Source organism: Pseudomonas sp. BIGb0176, assembly GCF_024810175.1.
In the GTDB taxonomy this organism is placed as follows: domain Bacteria; phylum Pseudomonadota; class Gammaproteobacteria; order Pseudomonadales; family Pseudomonadaceae; genus Aquipseudomonas; species Aquipseudomonas protegens.
This window is the reverse complement of record NZ_JANUEC010000001.1, coordinates 1,055,873-1,070,211: the sequence shown is the minus strand read 5'-3', so window position 1 is coordinate 1,070,211 and position 14,339 is coordinate 1,055,873. Positions and strand designations below refer to the sequence as shown.

Sequence of the window (14,339 nt, the reverse complement as noted above, 5' to 3'; positions counted from 1 at the left end):
TTGCCCACCGGTGCTGAATGCTCGTTCCATTTCTGATCATGTTGCGCGAAGGGATTGAAGCCGCGCTTATCGTTGGCATCATCGCCAGCTATCTGAAACAGACTGGCCGTGGCCAGTGGATGCCCGCCGTGTGGATCGGGGTCTTCCTCGCCGCGGCCCTGGCCCTGCTGGTGGGCGGTGGCCTGGAACTGATGAGCGCCGAATTCCCGCAGAAGCAGCAGGAACTCTTCGAAGGCATCGTCGGCCTGGTGGCCGTGGGCATCCTCAGTTCCATGGTGTTCTGGATGCGCAAGGTGGCGCGTTCGATCAAACATTCCCTGCATGTCTCCCTGGACCACGCCCTGGCCGGCTCCAAGCACCAGGTCACGGCGCTGATCGCCATGGTGTTCTTCGCCGTGGCCCGCGAAGGCCTGGAAACCGTGTTCTTCCTGCTGGCGGTGTTCCAGCAGAGCGAAGGCCCGGGCGCGCCCATAGGCGCCCTGCTGGGCCTGATCTCAGCGATCATCGTCGGTTTCCTGATCTACACCGGCAGCATGCGCCTGAACCTTGGCGCCTTCTTTCGCTGGACCGGGCTGTTCATCCTGGTGGTGGCCGCCGGCATCCTCGCCAATTCGGTGCAGGCCCTGCATGAAGCCGGGGTCTGGAACCACCTGCAGACCGTACTCTTCGACTTCAGCGCCAGCCTGCCCATGGATGGCCCGGTGGGTTCGGTACTGGCCGGCATGTTCGGCTACCAGGACGCCCCCACCATCAGCACCCTCGGCGCCTATGTGCTGTACCTGGCCGTGACCCTGGTGCTGTTCTTCCTGCCCGGCGGCGCCCCAGCCAAGGCGCCCGGCTCAACGTCTTCCGTTTCCAGTCAGTAAGGCTCCCCATGACCCAGCAAGCCTCTCCCCAGGCCTCGCCTCCCCGCGCTCTGCGCTGGGCGGTTGCCGGTTCGGTGATCGTCATGATCGCCGCCGGCGGGCTGTTCTACTACGCCTCGCAACTGGCCGCCAGCAAGCGCCAGGCCCACCAGGGCGAGATCACCGTGACCATCCACCCCAAGAGTTGTGAACCCAACGCGCTGACAGTCCCGGCCGGGCGCGCCAGCTTCCGCATCGTCAACCGTTCGGATCGCGCCGTGGAGTGGGAAATTCTCGACGGCGTGCTGGTGGTGGAGGAACGGGAAAACATCGCCCCGGGCCTGAGCCAGGTGATCAACGCCAACCTGCAGCCAGGGGACTACGCCATCACCTGCGGGCTTTTGAGCAACCCCCGCGGCACCCTGCACGTGACCCCGACCGCCGAGTCCGACGCCCAGGCCAAGGCGCGGCCGTCGATGGTGGCCTTTATCGGCCCGCTGTCGGAGTTCCGGGTCTACCTCAGCACCCAGGGCAGTGCCCTGGTCAAGGCAGTGAACGCCTTGCAGCAGGCCATAGACGCCGGCGACCTGAAACAGGCCCAGGCGCTGTACCTACCGGCCCGCGCAGCCTATCAGCGCCTGGCCCCGGCGGCCCAGCGCCTGGCCGAGCTGGACAACACCATCAACGCCCGTGCCGATTATTTCGAACAGCGCGAACAGGATCCGGGCTTCAGCGGTTTCCACCGCCTGGAATACGGCCTGTTCCAGAAAAATGACCTGGCAGGCCTGGCTCCCGTAGCTCAGCGCCTGTCCAGCGACGTGGTCAGCCTCAAGGAACAGTTGCTGGCCCAGACCCTGCCACCGGAGCAATTGGTGAGCATCGTCGCGCGCAACATGCGCAGCCTGGCCGACCTGCGGGCCAGCAGCGGTGAAGAGGAACGCTACAGCCACAGCGACCTCAACGGCTTTGCCGCCAACCTGGAAACCACGCGCAAGGTCATCGACCTGCTGCGGCCGCTGCTGGCCAAGTCCGCGGCCCAATTGCTACCCCAGGTGGACAGCGCCGCCGATGCCCTGGCCACTCGCCTGGCCAGCCTGCGCGACGGCTTCGGCTATGTGGCCTACGACCAGGTCGACGCCCGGCAGCGCAAAGAGATCGCCGACAAAGCCAAGGCCCTGGCCGACGCCCTCGACGCTATTGATCCCGCACTTGGCCTTTCCGGCCTGTAACAAGACGAGTTTTCAATGAACGATTCAGATCAGCCCAATCCGTCTTTTTCCGCCCAGCGTCGGCGCGTGCTGCTGGGCATGGGCGCCGCCGGCGTGGCCCTGGCCGGCAGCAGCCTGAGTTGCCCGGCCATGGCCGCCGCGCCCGCCCAGGTCACCGAAGCCCCCAGCAGCGACAAGACCCAGGACCGCCACGACTTCCATGGCCAGCATCAGAGCGGCATCGTCACCCCGCGCCCGGCCGCGGGCATGCTGGTGTCCTTCGATGTGCTGGCCAGCGACCGCGACGACCTGGAACGGCTGTTTCGCACCCTCGACCAACGCATTGCCTTTCTCATGCGCGGTGGCCCGGTGGCCCAGGTGGACCCGAAGCTGCCGCCCCTGGATTCCGGCATCCTCGGCCCGGTAGTGACCCCGGACAACCTGACCATCACCGTCTCGGTGGGCGAATCGCTGTTCGACGAGCGCTTCGGCCTGGAGGCGGCCAAACCCAAGCGCCTGATCCGCATGGTGGGCTTCCCCAACGATGCCCTGGAGCCCGCCTGCTGCCACGGCGACCTGAGCCTGCAGTTCTGCTCCAACACCGCCGACACCAACATCCACGCCCTGCGCGACATCGTGAAGAACCTGCCCGACCTGCTGCTGGTGCGCTGGAAACAGGAAGGCAGCGTACCGCCCCAGGCCCCGGCCAAGCCCGGCGAGCCGGCGCAGAGTGCGCGCAATTTCCTGGGCTTTCGCGATGGCTCGGCCAACCCCGACTCCAACGACCCGAAGGCCATGCAGCAGATCGTCTGGGTCCAGCCCGGCAGTGACGAACCGGCCTGGGCGGCCCATGGCAGCTACCAGGCAGTGCGGATCATCCGCAACTTCGTCGAACGCTGGGACCGCACCCCGCTGCAGGAGCAGGAAAGCATCATCGGCCGGATCAAGACCAGTGGCGCGCCCATGGACGGCCAGAAGGAAAGCCAGGTGCCCGACTACGCCCGGGACCCCCATGGCAAGGTCACCAAGCTCGACGCCCACATCCGCCTGGCCAACCCGCGCACTGCCCAGAGCCAGCAGAACCTGATCCTGCGCCGGCCGTTCAACTACTCCAACGGGGTCAACAAGAACGGCCAGCTGGACATGGGCCTGCTGTTCATCTGCTACCAGGCCGACCTGGAGAAAGGCTTCATCGCCGTACAGACCCGTCTGAACGGCGAACCCCTGGAGGAGTACCTCAAGCCCACTGGTGGCGGTTACTTCTTCACCTTGCCGGGGGTCACCGGCGAAGAGGATTTCATCGGGCGTTCGCTGCTCGATGCCACCCGGCCTAAAAGCACTGCCTGACACCCCTAACACAACAACCCCCACGGAAAAGTCCCATGAAAAAGTCGCCTCTCGCTGTGTTGCTGACCCTTGGCTTGCTCCACGCGCCGCTTTCGGCGTTCGCCGCAACTGCGCCCCTGGAGCTGGTGGGGCCGATCTCCGACTACAAGATCTACGTCACCGAGCAGCTCGACGAACTGGCCAGCCACACCCAGCAGTTCACCGATGCGGTGAAAAAGGGCGACCTGGCCGCCGCCAAGAAGCTCTACGCGCCGACCCGGGTCTACTACGAGTCGATCGAACCGATCGCCGAGCTCTTCAGTGACCTGGACGCGTCCATCGACTCCCGGGTCGACGACCACGAGAAAGGCGTCAAGGCCGAAGACTTCACCGGCTTCCACCGCCTGGAATACTCACTGTTCTCGGAAAACAGCACAGCAGGCCTGGGCGAGCTGGCCGACGGCCTGAACAAGGACGTCAAGGACCTGCAGACCCGCGTCGCCGGCCTGACCTTCCCGCCGGAAAAAGTCGTGGGTGGCGCCGCCGCGCTGCTGGAAGAAGTGGCCGCAACCAAGATCTCCGGTGAAGAAGACCGCTACAGCCATACCGACCTCTACGACTTCCAGGGCAACATCGACGGGGCGAAGAAAATCGTCGACCTGTTCCGTCCGCAGATCGAGAAGCAGGACAAGGCCTTTGTCGCCAAGGTGGACAAGAACTTCGCCACGGTGAACAAGATCCTGGCCAAGTACAAAACCCCCGACGGCGGCTTCATGACCTACGACAAGGTCAAGGAAAACGACCGCAAGGCCCTGGTAGGCCCGGTCAATACCCTGGCCGAAGACCTCTCCACCCTGCGCGGCAAACTGGGCCTGAACTGAGCCCGGAACCCAACACGCCATCCTCCCCGTAGGAGCTGGCTTGCCAGCGAAAGCGGCCCTGGGTACAACGCCCGATCAAGGCCCTCTTCGCCGGCAACATCATCACGAATGCAGATAAGCCTGGGCTGTGACACGTTATCCCGTTAACGTTCACGGCCCATCGACTTTCATGGAAGACCCTTCATGCCTCGCTCCACAGCCGCCAGCGCGCCGCTGACCGTCAGACCCTTCTCGCTGGTTCCACTGATGGCCGCCTATATGGCCTGCACCATGTCGATGATGGCCTTCGTCTCGCTGATCGGCCCGATCTCCCGGGCCCTGCACCTGGAAACCTGGCACGCCGGCGCGGCCGTCACCGTTTCCGGGGTGATCTGGATGCTCCTGGCGCGCCCCTGGGGCCAGGCCAGCGACCGCTTCGGCCGGCGCCGGGTGCTGCTGCTGGGCACCGCCGGCTTCACCCTCGCCTACTGGGCCTTGTGCCTGTTCATCGACCTGTCGCTGCAGTCGCTGCCCAGCGTCGCCATGGCCTTTCTCGGCCTGATGCTCGGCCGCGGCCTGATCGGCGCCTTCTACGCGGCGATCCCGGTGGGCGGCTTCGCCCTGATCGCCGATAACGTCGAGCCTCAGCACCGCGCCCGTGCCATGGCCACCCTGGGCGCCGCCAACGCCGTGGGCCTGGTGGTGGGCCCGGCGGTGGCCGCGCTGCTGGCGCGCTACAGCCTGAGCCTGCCGTTCTACGCCATGGCGGTGCTGCCGTTGCTGGCATTCCTGGTGCTGCGCTACCAACTGCCGCGCCAGGAACTGCACCTGGCCCAGGCGCCGACCCGGGTACGCCTGGGCGACCCGCGACTGCGCCGGCCCATGGTGGTGGCCTTTGTCGCCATGCTCTGTGTGTCGGTGGCCCAGATCACCGTCAGCTTCTATGCCCTGGACCGGCTGCACATGAGCCCCGCCGATGCCGCCCAGACGGCCGGGGTGGCCCTGGCCATGGTCGGCGTGGCGCTGATCTGCGCGCAGTTGGTGGTGCGCAAGCTGGAATGGCCGCCGCTGCGGATGATCCGCTACGGCGCCCTGCTGTCGGCGCTGGGTTATGCCGGCAGCATGCTGGTGGACAGCGCCTGGGGCTTGTGGCTGGCGTTCTTTGTATCGGCGGCAGGCATGGGTGGGGTGTTTCCGTCGTTCTCGGCCCTGGCGGCGAATGCCGTAGAGGCCTCGGAACAGGGCGCGACTGCCGGCAGCATCGGCGCCGCCCAGGGCCTGGGCGTGGTCATCGGGCCCATGGCCGGCAGCCTGATCTACGCTATCGAACCGCGCCTGCCCTACCTGCTGGCGGCGGTGCTGCTGGTACTGATCGCGATCTGGCCCGCCCCGCAGCCCAAAGACCTGTAGCCGCTGCTGCAGGCTGCGAACGGCTGCAAATCAGACGCCGCTCTTAAGGTTGCTGAAGGCCCTGCGGACCTTTGCGCAGCCTCGCAGGCTTGGCAGCGGCTACAGGTACTGCGCTGCTTTTGTAGCCGCTGCCGCAGGCTGCGAACGGCTGCGAAGCAGACGCCGCTCTTGAGATTGCTGAAGGTCCTGTGGATCTCGGCAGCGGCTACGGGTTAAAGCATGCGGTAGAGCAAGCGCTCGATGCGCACGCGGCTGACCCGGCGCAGGAACTTGCCCACGGCCTCGGGGTAGTCCACCAGGCTGTCCAGGTACTGAAAGTGCTCGATACGGCGGGTGTGGCGATAGATCTCGGCCTGTTCGGCGTTGCGCGCCTGCAGCAGCTCGCCCTTGGGGTCGTCCAGCAACAGGGCGTTTTCCAGGTCCAGGCGGAAGGCCCGCGGATTGAGGTTGTTGCCGGTGAGCAAGGTATAGCGCTCATCGACCCACATGCCCTTGAGGTGGTAGGTGTTGTCACCGTCACGCCACAGGTGCAGGTTCAACTGGCCGTTGTCGATCACTTTCTGATGCCGCTTGGCAAAACGCCGCAGGCTGATTTCATACAGATAAGGCAGCGCGGCGATCACCTTGAACGGCTCGCTGGGCGGGATATAGAAGTCGTTGGCGGTCTTGTCGCCGACGATAATGTCGATCTTCACCCCGCGCTCCAGGGCCCGGTTGATCTCCCGGGTCACCGGCAGCGGCAGGTTGAAATACGGGGTGCAGATGGTCAGCTGGCGCTGGGCGCCGGCAATCAGCTCGCAGATCACCCGGTTCAACGGGTTGCCCTTGCCCACCCCGAGCAACGGGCTGACCGACAGCCCGCTCTTGTCCAGGCCACCGGCAGTGGTGTCGTAGGTGGCGTGCTTGAGGCGGCTGCGCAGATCGCCGATGTCGTTGCGCAGGCTGCGGGTGGTGGGCAGGTTCGGCAGGTCCAGGCGGTGCACTGCCCGCGACTCCACCAGGCCGTGCTGCACCAGGTGGTGCATGGAGTCGGCCAGCGCCTGGTTGTGCAGCAGGTGGTAACGGTCGAAGCGGTACTTGTCGAACTTGTGCAGGTACACGTTGTTCAGGCTGGCGCCGCTGTAGAGCACGCAGTCGTCGATGACGAAACCCTTGAGGTGCAGCACCCCGAACAGCTCGCGGGTCTGAACCGGCACGCCGTAGATCGGCACTTCGCTGGCGTGAGTGCGGGTCATTTGCTGGTACCAGGCCGAGTTGCCCGGCTGCTTGCCGGCACCGATCAGGCCGCGCTGGGCCCGCAGCCAGTCAACCACGACCACCACTTCCAGCTCGGGGCGGGCGGCCTTGGCGGCGTGCAGGGCATCGAGGATTTCCTGGCCGGCTTCATCCTGTTGCAGGTACAGCGCGACGATATAGATGCGCCGGCGTGCCTGGGCAATCTGCTCCAGCAGCGTGCGGCGAAACTGCGCGGCGCCGGTCAGCGTGGTGAAAGCCTCGGCGGCCAGTGGGAAGCTGCGCAGCTTGGGCAGCAGGGAACGTTTGAAAAGCGACGGCATTAGGGCTCGCAGTGGCTCAAATCCAAAGAGCGCAAGAGCTTACACCATGGACAGGCCGGAGTCCCCTGCCTGGCATGTATAACGCCCTCCCTCAGCAAAGCACCCGCCCGCTGTGCGCAGGAGCCGGCTTGCCGGCGAATGGGCCCCCAGCCCTGCGCAAGGCGCAATGAAACCTTCGCTGGCAAGCCAGCTCCTACAAAGGGTAATGGCCAGTTTCGAAGAAAAACAAAAAATATAATTGACCAAGGAGAACGATCGTTCTACTGTTCGCCACATGAACGAAATCATGCACTCTGAAACCCGAGACATCATCCTCGATGTCACCGAGAAACTGATCTACCAGAACGGCATTGCCGCCACCGGCATGGATCTTCTGGTGAAGACCGCCGGCGTCTCGCGCAAGAGCGTCTACCGCTATTTCACCAACAAGGACGAGCTGGTGGTGGCCGCCCTGGAGCGTCGCGATCAGCGCTGGATGCACTGGTTCTGCAGCACGGTGAACCAGGCCGCGACCCCGGCCCTGCGCCTGCTGGCGCTGTTCGACGTGCTCAAGGACTGGTTCGCAACCCCCGGTTTTCGCGGCTGCGCCTTTATCAACACCAGTGGCGAAACCGGCGACCCGCAAGACCCGGTGCGCCAAGTAGCAAAACGGCACAAGCAGAACCTGCTCGACTACGTGACCGAGCTTTGCCAGGAACATGGCGTGCAACATCCTGAGGAACTGGCAGCGCAACTGCTGATCCTGATCGATGGCGCCATTACCGTTGCCCTTGTGATGGGCAATCACAGTGCTGCTGATAATGCGCAATGCATGGCGCGAAAGTTATTGGACCTCTGATTGTTTTAAACAAGAGCAGCCTCTTTGTTTGAACAGCAACTTTCATTGGAGACAGATCATGTCGTCTAACGCTCAAGTGCGCCCGCCCCTTCCGCCTTTCACTCGCGAGTCGGCGATTGAAAAGATCCGCCTGGCCGAAGATGGCTGGAACTCCCGGGACCCGGAGCGGGTATCCCTGGCCTATACCCTGGATACCCAATGGCGCAACCGCGCCGAGTTCGCCCACAACCGCGAAGAGGCCAAGGCGTTCCTGACCCGCAAATGGGCCAAGGAACTGGATTACCGCCTGATCAAGGAACTGTGGGCCTTTACCGACAACCGTATTGCCGTGCGCTACGCCTACGAATGGCACGACGACTCGGGCAACTGGTTCCGTTCCTACGGCAACGAAAACTGGGAGTTTGACGAACAGGGTTTGATGGCCCGGCGCTTTGCCTGCATCAACGACATGCCGATCAAGGCCCAGGAGCGCAAGTTCCACTGGCCCCTGGGCCGCCGGCCCGACGATCACCCGGGCCTGAGCGAACTGGGCCTGTAATCACCACCGCCTCCGCGCTTGTAGGAGCTGGCTTGCCAGCGAAAGCGCCCTCTAGCCCGGCACAAGGCTCCGAGACCCGTTCGCCGGCAAGCCGGCTCCTACGAAAAAACACACCTCCTCTGCCCCCGTAGGAGCTGGCTTGCCAGCGAAAGCGCCCTCTAGCCCGGCACAAGGCTCCGAGGCCCGTTCGCCGGCAAGCCGGCTCCTACGAAAAAACACACCTCCTCTGCCCCCGTAGGAGCTGGCTTGCCAGCGAAAGCGCCCTCAAGCCCGGCACAAGGCTCCTAGGCCCATTCGTCGGCAAGGGGCGGCTTCAGGCGGCGGCTTCCTGTTCCTTGGACCGCGCCCGGGCCTCCAGCTCGCGTACCAGGGGCAGCACGCGCTGGCCGAAATACTCCACCTCTTCCTGGAAATGCAGGAACCCGGCCAGTACCAGGTCCACACCCACCGCCTTCAACTCCACGATGCGCTGGGCAATCTGCTGTGGCGTGCCGATCAGGTTGGTCTTGAACCCGTCGTTGTACTGCACCAGGTCCTCGAAACTCGACTTGGCCCAGTTGCCCTCGCCTTCGGGGGACGCCTTGCCGGCCTGCCGGGCGGCGTCACCGAAGGCTTTCACCGCCTCCGGGTCGGCCTGATCGATGATTTGCTGCAACACCGCCCGCGCCTCCTCTTCGGTGTCCCGGGCGATCACGAAGGCGTTCACTCCGATCTTCACCGAGTGCTGGTTGGCCGCGGCCTTGGCGCGGATGTCATCGACCTGGGCCTTGATCCCCTCGACACTGTTGCCGTTGGTGAAGTACCAGTCCGAAACCCGGGCCGCCATGTCCCGGGCAGCCCGCGAGCTGCCGCCCTGGAAGATCTCCGGCTGGCCCAGGGGCTTGGGCTTGAGGCTGTAGTGGTCGAAGCGATAGAAATCGCCCCTGAAGGTGAAGGCATCCTGGCTCCAGACCCCGCGCAGGCAGCGAATGAATTCCTCGGACCGGCGATAGCGCTCGTCGTGCTCCAGCCAATGCTCGCCAATGGCCTGGAACTCACCCTTGAACCAACCGCTGACGATGTTCACCGCAATACGGCCATTGGTCAGTTGGTCGATGGTCGCCAGTTGCTTGGCCGCCAGGGCCGGCTGCCAGGGCCCGGGCAGGATCGCCGCAATCACCTTGAGCTTGTCGGTGGCCGCCAGCAGTGCGTGGCTGAAGGCCACCGACTCGTGCTGGTACTCGGCGCCATAGCCGGCGGTGAAGCGGATCTGGGTCAGGGCGTATTCGAAGCCGGCCTGCTCGGCGATCTGCGCCAGCTTGCGGTTGTAGTCGATGCCCCAATGGGTGCGTTGCTCGATCTTGCTGACCACCAGCCCACCGCTGACGTTGGGCACCCAGTAGGCAAATTTCACGGCTTGCTGACTCATGGTTCGGTCCTCGGGACTTGGGAAAGTACCTCGGAGCAGAGCAGCAAGCGTGCCAGGGCCTGGAAGCCCTCGGCGCGTAGGCCGCCAGACGCCGTGTGGAGCCTCAAGCACGCCTTCTCCCGAGCAATGGCTGAGGCTCGCTGCCTGCGGCGGCGCGGGGCCGGCCAACCCTGGAAACGGGCTGTTTTGTTGATGAACTGTTGGCGGAGCAACAGTTGCAGGCGCTCTGCGGGAGCCCTTGCCCCGGCAAACCGGCGTTTGCGGCTTCGGCATGGTGTGTGCAATCGGCCTGGACCCTGCAGCGCTTTTTTCTGCCGAACCCAGGAGCTACACCATGACTGAACACCAGGTAATCAATCCGCTGTCCGTGGGGGTCGACTACGAGACCCTGGCCGCAGGCTTTCGCCCGATCTTCCAGCGCATCGCCAGTGGCGCGGTGGAACGGGAACAGCAACGCAAACTGCCCTACGAGCCCATCCAGTGGCTCAAGGAATCCGGATTCGGCGCGGTACGGGTGCCGCTGGAATATGGCGGTGGCGGCGCTTCCCTGCCCCAGCTGTTCCAGCTGCTGATCGAGCTGGCCGAGGCCGACGCCAACGTGCCCCAGGCCCTGCGCGGGCACTTTGCCTTTGTCGAGGATCGGCTCAATGCCACGCCCGGACCGGGCCGGGACCTGTGGTTCAAGCGCTTTGTCGAAGGCGATATCGTCGGCTGCGCCTGGACCGAAATCGGCGCCGTGGACATCGGCCAGGTCATCACCAAAGTCTCTCCGGATGGCGAAAAATGGCGCCTCAACGGCGAAAAGTTCTACAGCACCGGGAGCATTTTCTCCGACTGGATCGATGTCTACGCCCAGCGCACGGACACCGGCGGCGACGTGATTGCCGCGGTGCGCACCCGCCAGCCGGGCATCGAGCAGAGCGACGATTGGGACGGCTTCGGCCAGCGCACCACCGGCAGCGGCACCTCGCGCTTCCAGGACGCTGAAGTGGACGCCGAGAACATCATCGACTTCGCAACCCGCTTCAAATACCAGACTGCTTTCTACCAGTTGGTGCTGCTGGCGACCCTGGCCGGCATCGGCCGCGCGGCGCTACGTGATGTGGCCCACGAAGTGCGGGTGCGCAAGCGCATCTACAGCCACGGCAACGCGCCCCAGGCCAGCGCCGATGCCCAGGTGCAGCAGGTGGTGGGCGAGATCGCGGCCCTGGTGTATGCCGCCGAAGCCGCCGCCCTGCGTGCTGCAGCCCCTGCGCAACAGGCCTACCTGGCGCGCTTTGCCGGGGATCCGGCCCAGGAGCGCGCGGCCAATGTGGCGGCGGAAATCGAATCGGCCACGGCCCAGGTGGTGGTCACCGAACTGGTCCAGCGCGCCACCAGCGAGCTGTTCAATGCCCTGGGGGCTTCGGACATTCGCCAGGGCAAGGCCCTGGACCGGCACTGGCGCAATGCGCGCACCGTGTCTTCGCACAACCCGGTGATCTACAAGGCGCGGATCGTCGGCGACTGGAAGATCAACGGCAGCGAGCCACCCTTTGTCTGGCAGATTGGCAACGGGCCCCAGCGCTGACCTCAGGCACCGCCCCCCGTAGGAGCTGGCCTGCCAGCGGAGGCGTCATCCAGGCGAGCGCTCGGCCCAGCGGCCTCTTCGCCGCCAAGCCGGCTCCTGCAGCGAAATCTCGGCGCACCGCCCCGTAGGAGCTGGCTTGCCAGCGAAGGCGTTATCCAGGCGGGCGCTCGGTTCAGGGAGAGGCATCCGACCAAGGTCGAGGCGGTCGCGCGGCGGGCTGGGTTGCAGGTAATATGGCGGACTTTCGCGCAGCCCCCTTTGCGCTTCTCGCCGAAATAAGCCGACCCCATGCCCTTCGAACTCAGCGTAGACCTGACCACCCTCGCCATTCTCGCCCTCGTGGCCTTCATTGCCGGTTTCATCGACGCCATTGCCGGCGGCGGCGGCCTGCTCACCACCCCGGCCCTGCTCACCGCCGGCCTGCCGCCGCACCTGGTGCTGGGCACCAACAAACTCAGCTCGACCTTCGGCTCGGCCACCGCCAGCTTCACCTTCTATCGGCGCAAGCTGTTCCACCCCAGGCAATGGACCCACGCCATTGTCGGCACCCTGGTGGGCGCCCTGACCGGGGCCATCGTCGCTCACTACCTGCCGGCGGAATGGCTGAACAAGATGCTGCCGGTGATCGTCTTCGCCTGCGGCCTGTACCTGCTGTTCGGCGGCACGCCCAAAGCGCCACTGGACAGCGACGCACCGATCAAGAAGAAGTGGCAATCGAGCCAGGGCTTCAGCCTGGGCTTCTATGACGGCGTGGCCGGCCCCGGCACCGGGGCGTTCTGGACCGTGAGCAGCCTGCTGCTCTACCCCATCGACCTGGTCAAGGCCAGCGGCGTGGCCCGCAGCATGAACTTCGTCAGCAACATCGCGGCGCTGTCGGTGTTCGTGTTTTCCGGGCAGGTGGACTGGATCATCGGCCTGTGCATGGGCCTGTCGGTGATGGTCGGGGCCTTCTTCGGCGCACGCACCGCCATCAGCGGTGGTGCCAAGTTCATTCGCCCGGTGTTCATCACCGTGGTCCTCGGGCTGACCGTGCGCCTAGCCTGGCAGCACTGGTTCAGCGTGGCCTAGGCGGCGCGCCACATAGAGATCGATCAGGTAGCGGGCAATCGAGCGCGAGGCCGGCAACGGCGGTAGCGCATGGACGCTGAACCACTGGGCGTCCTCGATCTCGTCTTCCTGGGGAATGATCTCGCCGCCGGCGTATTCGGCGTGAAAGCCCAGCATCATCGAATGGGGGAACGGCCAGCATTGGCTGCCCACGTACTGGATGTTCCTGACTTCGATGCTCACCTCTTCGCGTACCTCGCGAATCAGGCAGTCCTCCGCCGACTCGCCCGGCTCGGCAAAGCCTGCCAGGGTGCTGTAGACCCCGGTGACGAAGCGCGGCGAACGAGCCAGGAGGATTTCGTCACCGCGGGTGATCAGCACGATCATGCTCGGTGAAATGCGCGGGTAGCTGCGCAGGTCGCAAGGCTGGCAATACATCGCCCGCTCCCCCGGCACCTGGGCCATGGGCCGCCCGCAACTGCCGCAGTACCGGTGCTCCCGGGCCCAGGTGCCGATCTGCGCGGCATAGCCCAGGACCTTGTACAGGGTGTGATCGCCCTCCAGCATGAAGGCCCGCAGGCCTTTCCAGCCGCAGCCCGGCACTTCGGCCCGGGCGCTCAGTTCCAGCAGGTACACCGGCTCGCCATCGAGATGGCCGATGCCGTGTTCCGCCAGCAGCGGCAGGTCCTGGCCCTTGAGCCAGTGCCGGGGGAACAGCGCGCCGTTGTCGTCATAGAGAAAGCCGTCCGGGCCGCGGGCCACGGCCCAGCCGCCGGGAAGGTCGGTGTCGAGTACTGCGGTGGTCCAGCGTTCAATCATCGTCAATCAATCCAGAAATTCGGGTTTCTGTTTGCTCATGTGGGCGGCGATGGCCACGCGCAAGTCGTTGGACTGCAACATGGCAGCGTTCCAGGTGGCGACATATTCCAGGCCGTCATCAATACGGTGGTCACGCATGTAGCTGAGCATTTCCTTGGTGCCGCTGACCGCGATCGGCGACTTGGCGGCGATCTCCCGGGCAATTCCCATGACCCCGTCCAGCAGGCTTGCGGCATCGCTGTAGGTCCGGTTGACCAGGCCAATGCTGCGTGCTTCCTCGGCACCGAAGGTGCGCCCAGTGTAGGCCAGCTCGCGCAGGATGCCGTCGCCGATGATACGTGGCAAACGTTGCAGTGTGCCGACATCCGCAGCCATGCCGATATCGATTTCCTTGATCGAGAATTGCGCATCGTCCGCGGCGTAACGCATGTCGCAGGCGCTGATCAGGTCGATGGCGCCCCCCAGGCAATAGCCCTGGATCGCCGCCAGCACCGGCTTGCGGCAGTTGTCCACGGCGTTGAACGAGGCCTGCAGCTGGAAGATCTTGCGCCGCAGCAGGCGCGCGTTGCGGCCCACATCCTTGCCCAGTTCGTTGGCCACCCCGGCCAGCATCATCAGGTCGATGCCCGAAGAAAAATGCTTGCCGGCACCGCTGAGCACCACCACGCGCACTGCGTCGGTGTCGTCGATCCAGCGGAAGATCTCGACGATCTCGCTCCAGAACGCGGCGTTCATGGCGTTGATCTTTTCCGGGCGGTTGATCTGCACATGGGCGATGTTGTCAGCAAGTTCGACGCGAAAGGCTTGGTATTCGGACATGGCAGTGATCCTTTACTGGGCAGAAAATGAGGGCCGAACTATAGCAAGGGCCGGCGGCGGGCCGTAAGGCAGCGCATCGGCCAAAAGCGGGACTG

The 14,339-nt window shown here is 64.9% G+C and carries 13 protein-coding genes; 9 read left to right on the top strand and 4 right to left on the bottom strand.

Features of this window, described 5'->3' with window-relative positions; genetic code table 11:
- Positions 1-17: 17 nt before the first annotated feature.
- The 5 genes from efeU to M2395_RS04620 all read left to right on the top strand — a co-directional run bounded on the left by efeU (position 18) and on the right by M2395_RS04620 (position 5,649).
- Positions 18-866 carry an iron uptake transporter permease EfeU gene (gene efeU, locus M2395_RS04640; RefSeq protein WP_011061538.1) on the top strand — a complete coding sequence of 283 codons (849 nt, stop codon included), beginning with the start codon at positions 18-20 and terminating at the stop codon, positions 864-866.
- 8 nt (positions 867-874) lie between these two features.
- Positions 875-2,074 (top strand): iron uptake system protein EfeO, encoded by a 1,200-nt coding sequence (gene efeO / locus M2395_RS04635; RefSeq protein WP_041118440.1) that lies wholly within the window; start codon positions 875-877, stop codon positions 2,072-2,074.
- Positions 2,075-2,089: 15 nt separating this feature from the next.
- A complete protein-coding gene (gene efeB, locus M2395_RS04630; RefSeq protein ID WP_011061540.1) occupies positions 2,090-3,400 on the top strand; it encodes an iron uptake transporter deferrochelatase/peroxidase subunit in 1,311 nt (436 codons plus the stop codon).
- A gap of 35 nt (positions 3,401-3,435) precedes the next feature.
- Positions 3,436-4,260 (top strand): iron uptake system protein EfeO, encoded by an 825-nt coding sequence (gene efeO / locus M2395_RS04625; protein WP_123430690.1) that lies wholly within the window; start codon positions 3,436-3,438, stop codon positions 4,258-4,260.
- Between the two features lie 183 nt (positions 4,261-4,443).
- Positions 4,444-5,649 carry an MFS transporter gene (locus M2395_RS04620; protein WP_053151872.1) on the top strand — a complete coding sequence of 402 codons (1,206 nt, stop codon included), beginning with the start codon at positions 4,444-4,446 and terminating at the stop codon, positions 5,647-5,649.
- 212 nt (positions 5,650-5,861) lie between these two features.
- Here M2395_RS04620 and pssA read toward each other — a convergent pair whose 3' ends face one another.
- Positions 5,862-7,205, bottom strand: a complete 1,344-nt coding sequence (pssA, locus tag M2395_RS04615; RefSeq protein ID WP_015635793.1) for a CDP-diacylglycerol--serine O-phosphatidyltransferase — start codon at positions 7,203-7,205, stop codon at positions 5,862-5,864.
- A 274-nt stretch (positions 7,206-7,479) separates the two neighbouring features.
- Between pssA and M2395_RS04610 the strand changes: the two genes are divergently transcribed.
- The gene (locus tag M2395_RS04610; protein WP_015635794.1) at positions 7,480-8,043 is read left to right on the top strand and encodes a TetR/AcrR family transcriptional regulator; all 564 of its coding nucleotides are present in this window, start codon (positions 7,480-7,482) and stop codon (positions 8,041-8,043) included.
- A 58-nt stretch (positions 8,044-8,101) separates the two neighbouring features.
- Positions 8,102-8,581, top strand: a complete 480-nt coding sequence (locus tag M2395_RS04605; RefSeq protein WP_011061545.1) for a nuclear transport factor 2 family protein — start codon at positions 8,102-8,104, stop codon at positions 8,579-8,581.
- A gap of 313 nt (positions 8,582-8,894) precedes the next feature.
- Here the strand turns inward: M2395_RS04605 and sfnG are convergent, their stop codons facing one another.
- Positions 8,895-9,989, bottom strand: a complete 1,095-nt coding sequence (gene sfnG / locus M2395_RS04600) for a dimethylsulfone monooxygenase SfnG (protein WP_077934204.1) — start codon at positions 9,987-9,989, stop codon at positions 8,895-8,897.
- Positions 9,990-10,323: 334 nt separating this feature from the next.
- Here sfnG and M2395_RS04595 point away from each other — a divergent pair, with 334 nt between their 5' ends.
- Positions 10,324-11,559 carry an acyl-CoA dehydrogenase family protein gene (locus tag M2395_RS04595; protein WP_011061547.1) on the top strand — a complete coding sequence of 412 codons (1,236 nt, stop codon included), beginning with the start codon at positions 10,324-10,326 and terminating at the stop codon, positions 11,557-11,559.
- 288 nt (positions 11,560-11,847) lie between these two features.
- Positions 11,848-12,627: a TSUP family transporter gene (locus M2395_RS04590; RefSeq protein ID WP_011061548.1), complete on the top strand. Its 780-nt coding sequence runs from the start codon at positions 11,848-11,850 to the stop codon at positions 12,625-12,627.
- On the opposite strand, the gene nudC is transcribed toward M2395_RS04590, so the two are convergent.
- Positions 12,595-13,425 carry an NAD(+) diphosphatase gene (gene nudC, locus M2395_RS04585; protein ID WP_011061549.1) on the bottom strand — a complete coding sequence of 277 codons (831 nt, stop codon included), beginning with the start codon at positions 13,423-13,425 and terminating at the stop codon, positions 12,595-12,597. The genes M2395_RS04590 and nudC overlap by 33 nt on opposite strands.
- 6 nt (positions 13,426-13,431) lie before the next feature.
- Entirely contained in the window at positions 13,432-14,244 is an 813-nt protein-coding gene (locus tag M2395_RS04580; protein WP_015635797.1) for a crotonase/enoyl-CoA hydratase family protein, read from the bottom strand.
- Between the last annotated feature and the right edge of the window lie 95 nt (positions 14,245-14,339).

Coding starts and splice junctions, on each gene's coding strand:
- efeU (WP_011061538.1), top strand. CDS start 18: ATGCTCGTTCCATTTCTGATCATGTTGCGCGAAGGGATTGAAGCCGCG.
- efeO (WP_041118440.1), top strand. CDS start 875: ATGACCCAGCAAGCCTCTCCCCAGGCCTCGCCTCCCCGCGCTCTGCGC.
- efeB (WP_011061540.1), top strand. CDS start 2,090: ATGAACGATTCAGATCAGCCCAATCCGTCTTTTTCCGCCCAGCGTCGG.
- efeO (WP_123430690.1), top strand. CDS start 3,436: ATGAAAAAGTCGCCTCTCGCTGTGTTGCTGACCCTTGGCTTGCTCCAC.
- M2395_RS04620 (WP_053151872.1), top strand. CDS start 4,444: ATGCCTCGCTCCACAGCCGCCAGCGCGCCGCTGACCGTCAGACCCTTC.
- pssA (WP_015635793.1), bottom strand. CDS start 7,205: ATGCCGTCGCTTTTCAAACGTTCCCTGCTGCCCAAGCTGCGCAGCTTC.
- M2395_RS04610 (WP_015635794.1), top strand. CDS start 7,480: ATGAACGAAATCATGCACTCTGAAACCCGAGACATCATCCTCGATGTC.
- M2395_RS04605 (WP_011061545.1), top strand. CDS start 8,102: ATGTCGTCTAACGCTCAAGTGCGCCCGCCCCTTCCGCCTTTCACTCGC.
- sfnG (WP_077934204.1), bottom strand. CDS start 9,989: ATGAGTCAGCAAGCCGTGAAATTTGCCTACTGGGTGCCCAACGTCAGC.
- M2395_RS04595 (WP_011061547.1), top strand. CDS start 10,324: ATGACTGAACACCAGGTAATCAATCCGCTGTCCGTGGGGGTCGACTAC.
- M2395_RS04590 (WP_011061548.1), top strand. CDS start 11,848: ATGCCCTTCGAACTCAGCGTAGACCTGACCACCCTCGCCATTCTCGCC.
- nudC (WP_011061549.1), bottom strand. CDS start 13,425: ATGATTGAACGCTGGACCACCGCAGTACTCGACACCGACCTTCCCGGC.
- M2395_RS04580 (WP_015635797.1), bottom strand. CDS start 14,244: ATGTCCGAATACCAAGCCTTTCGCGTCGAACTTGCTGACAACATCGCC.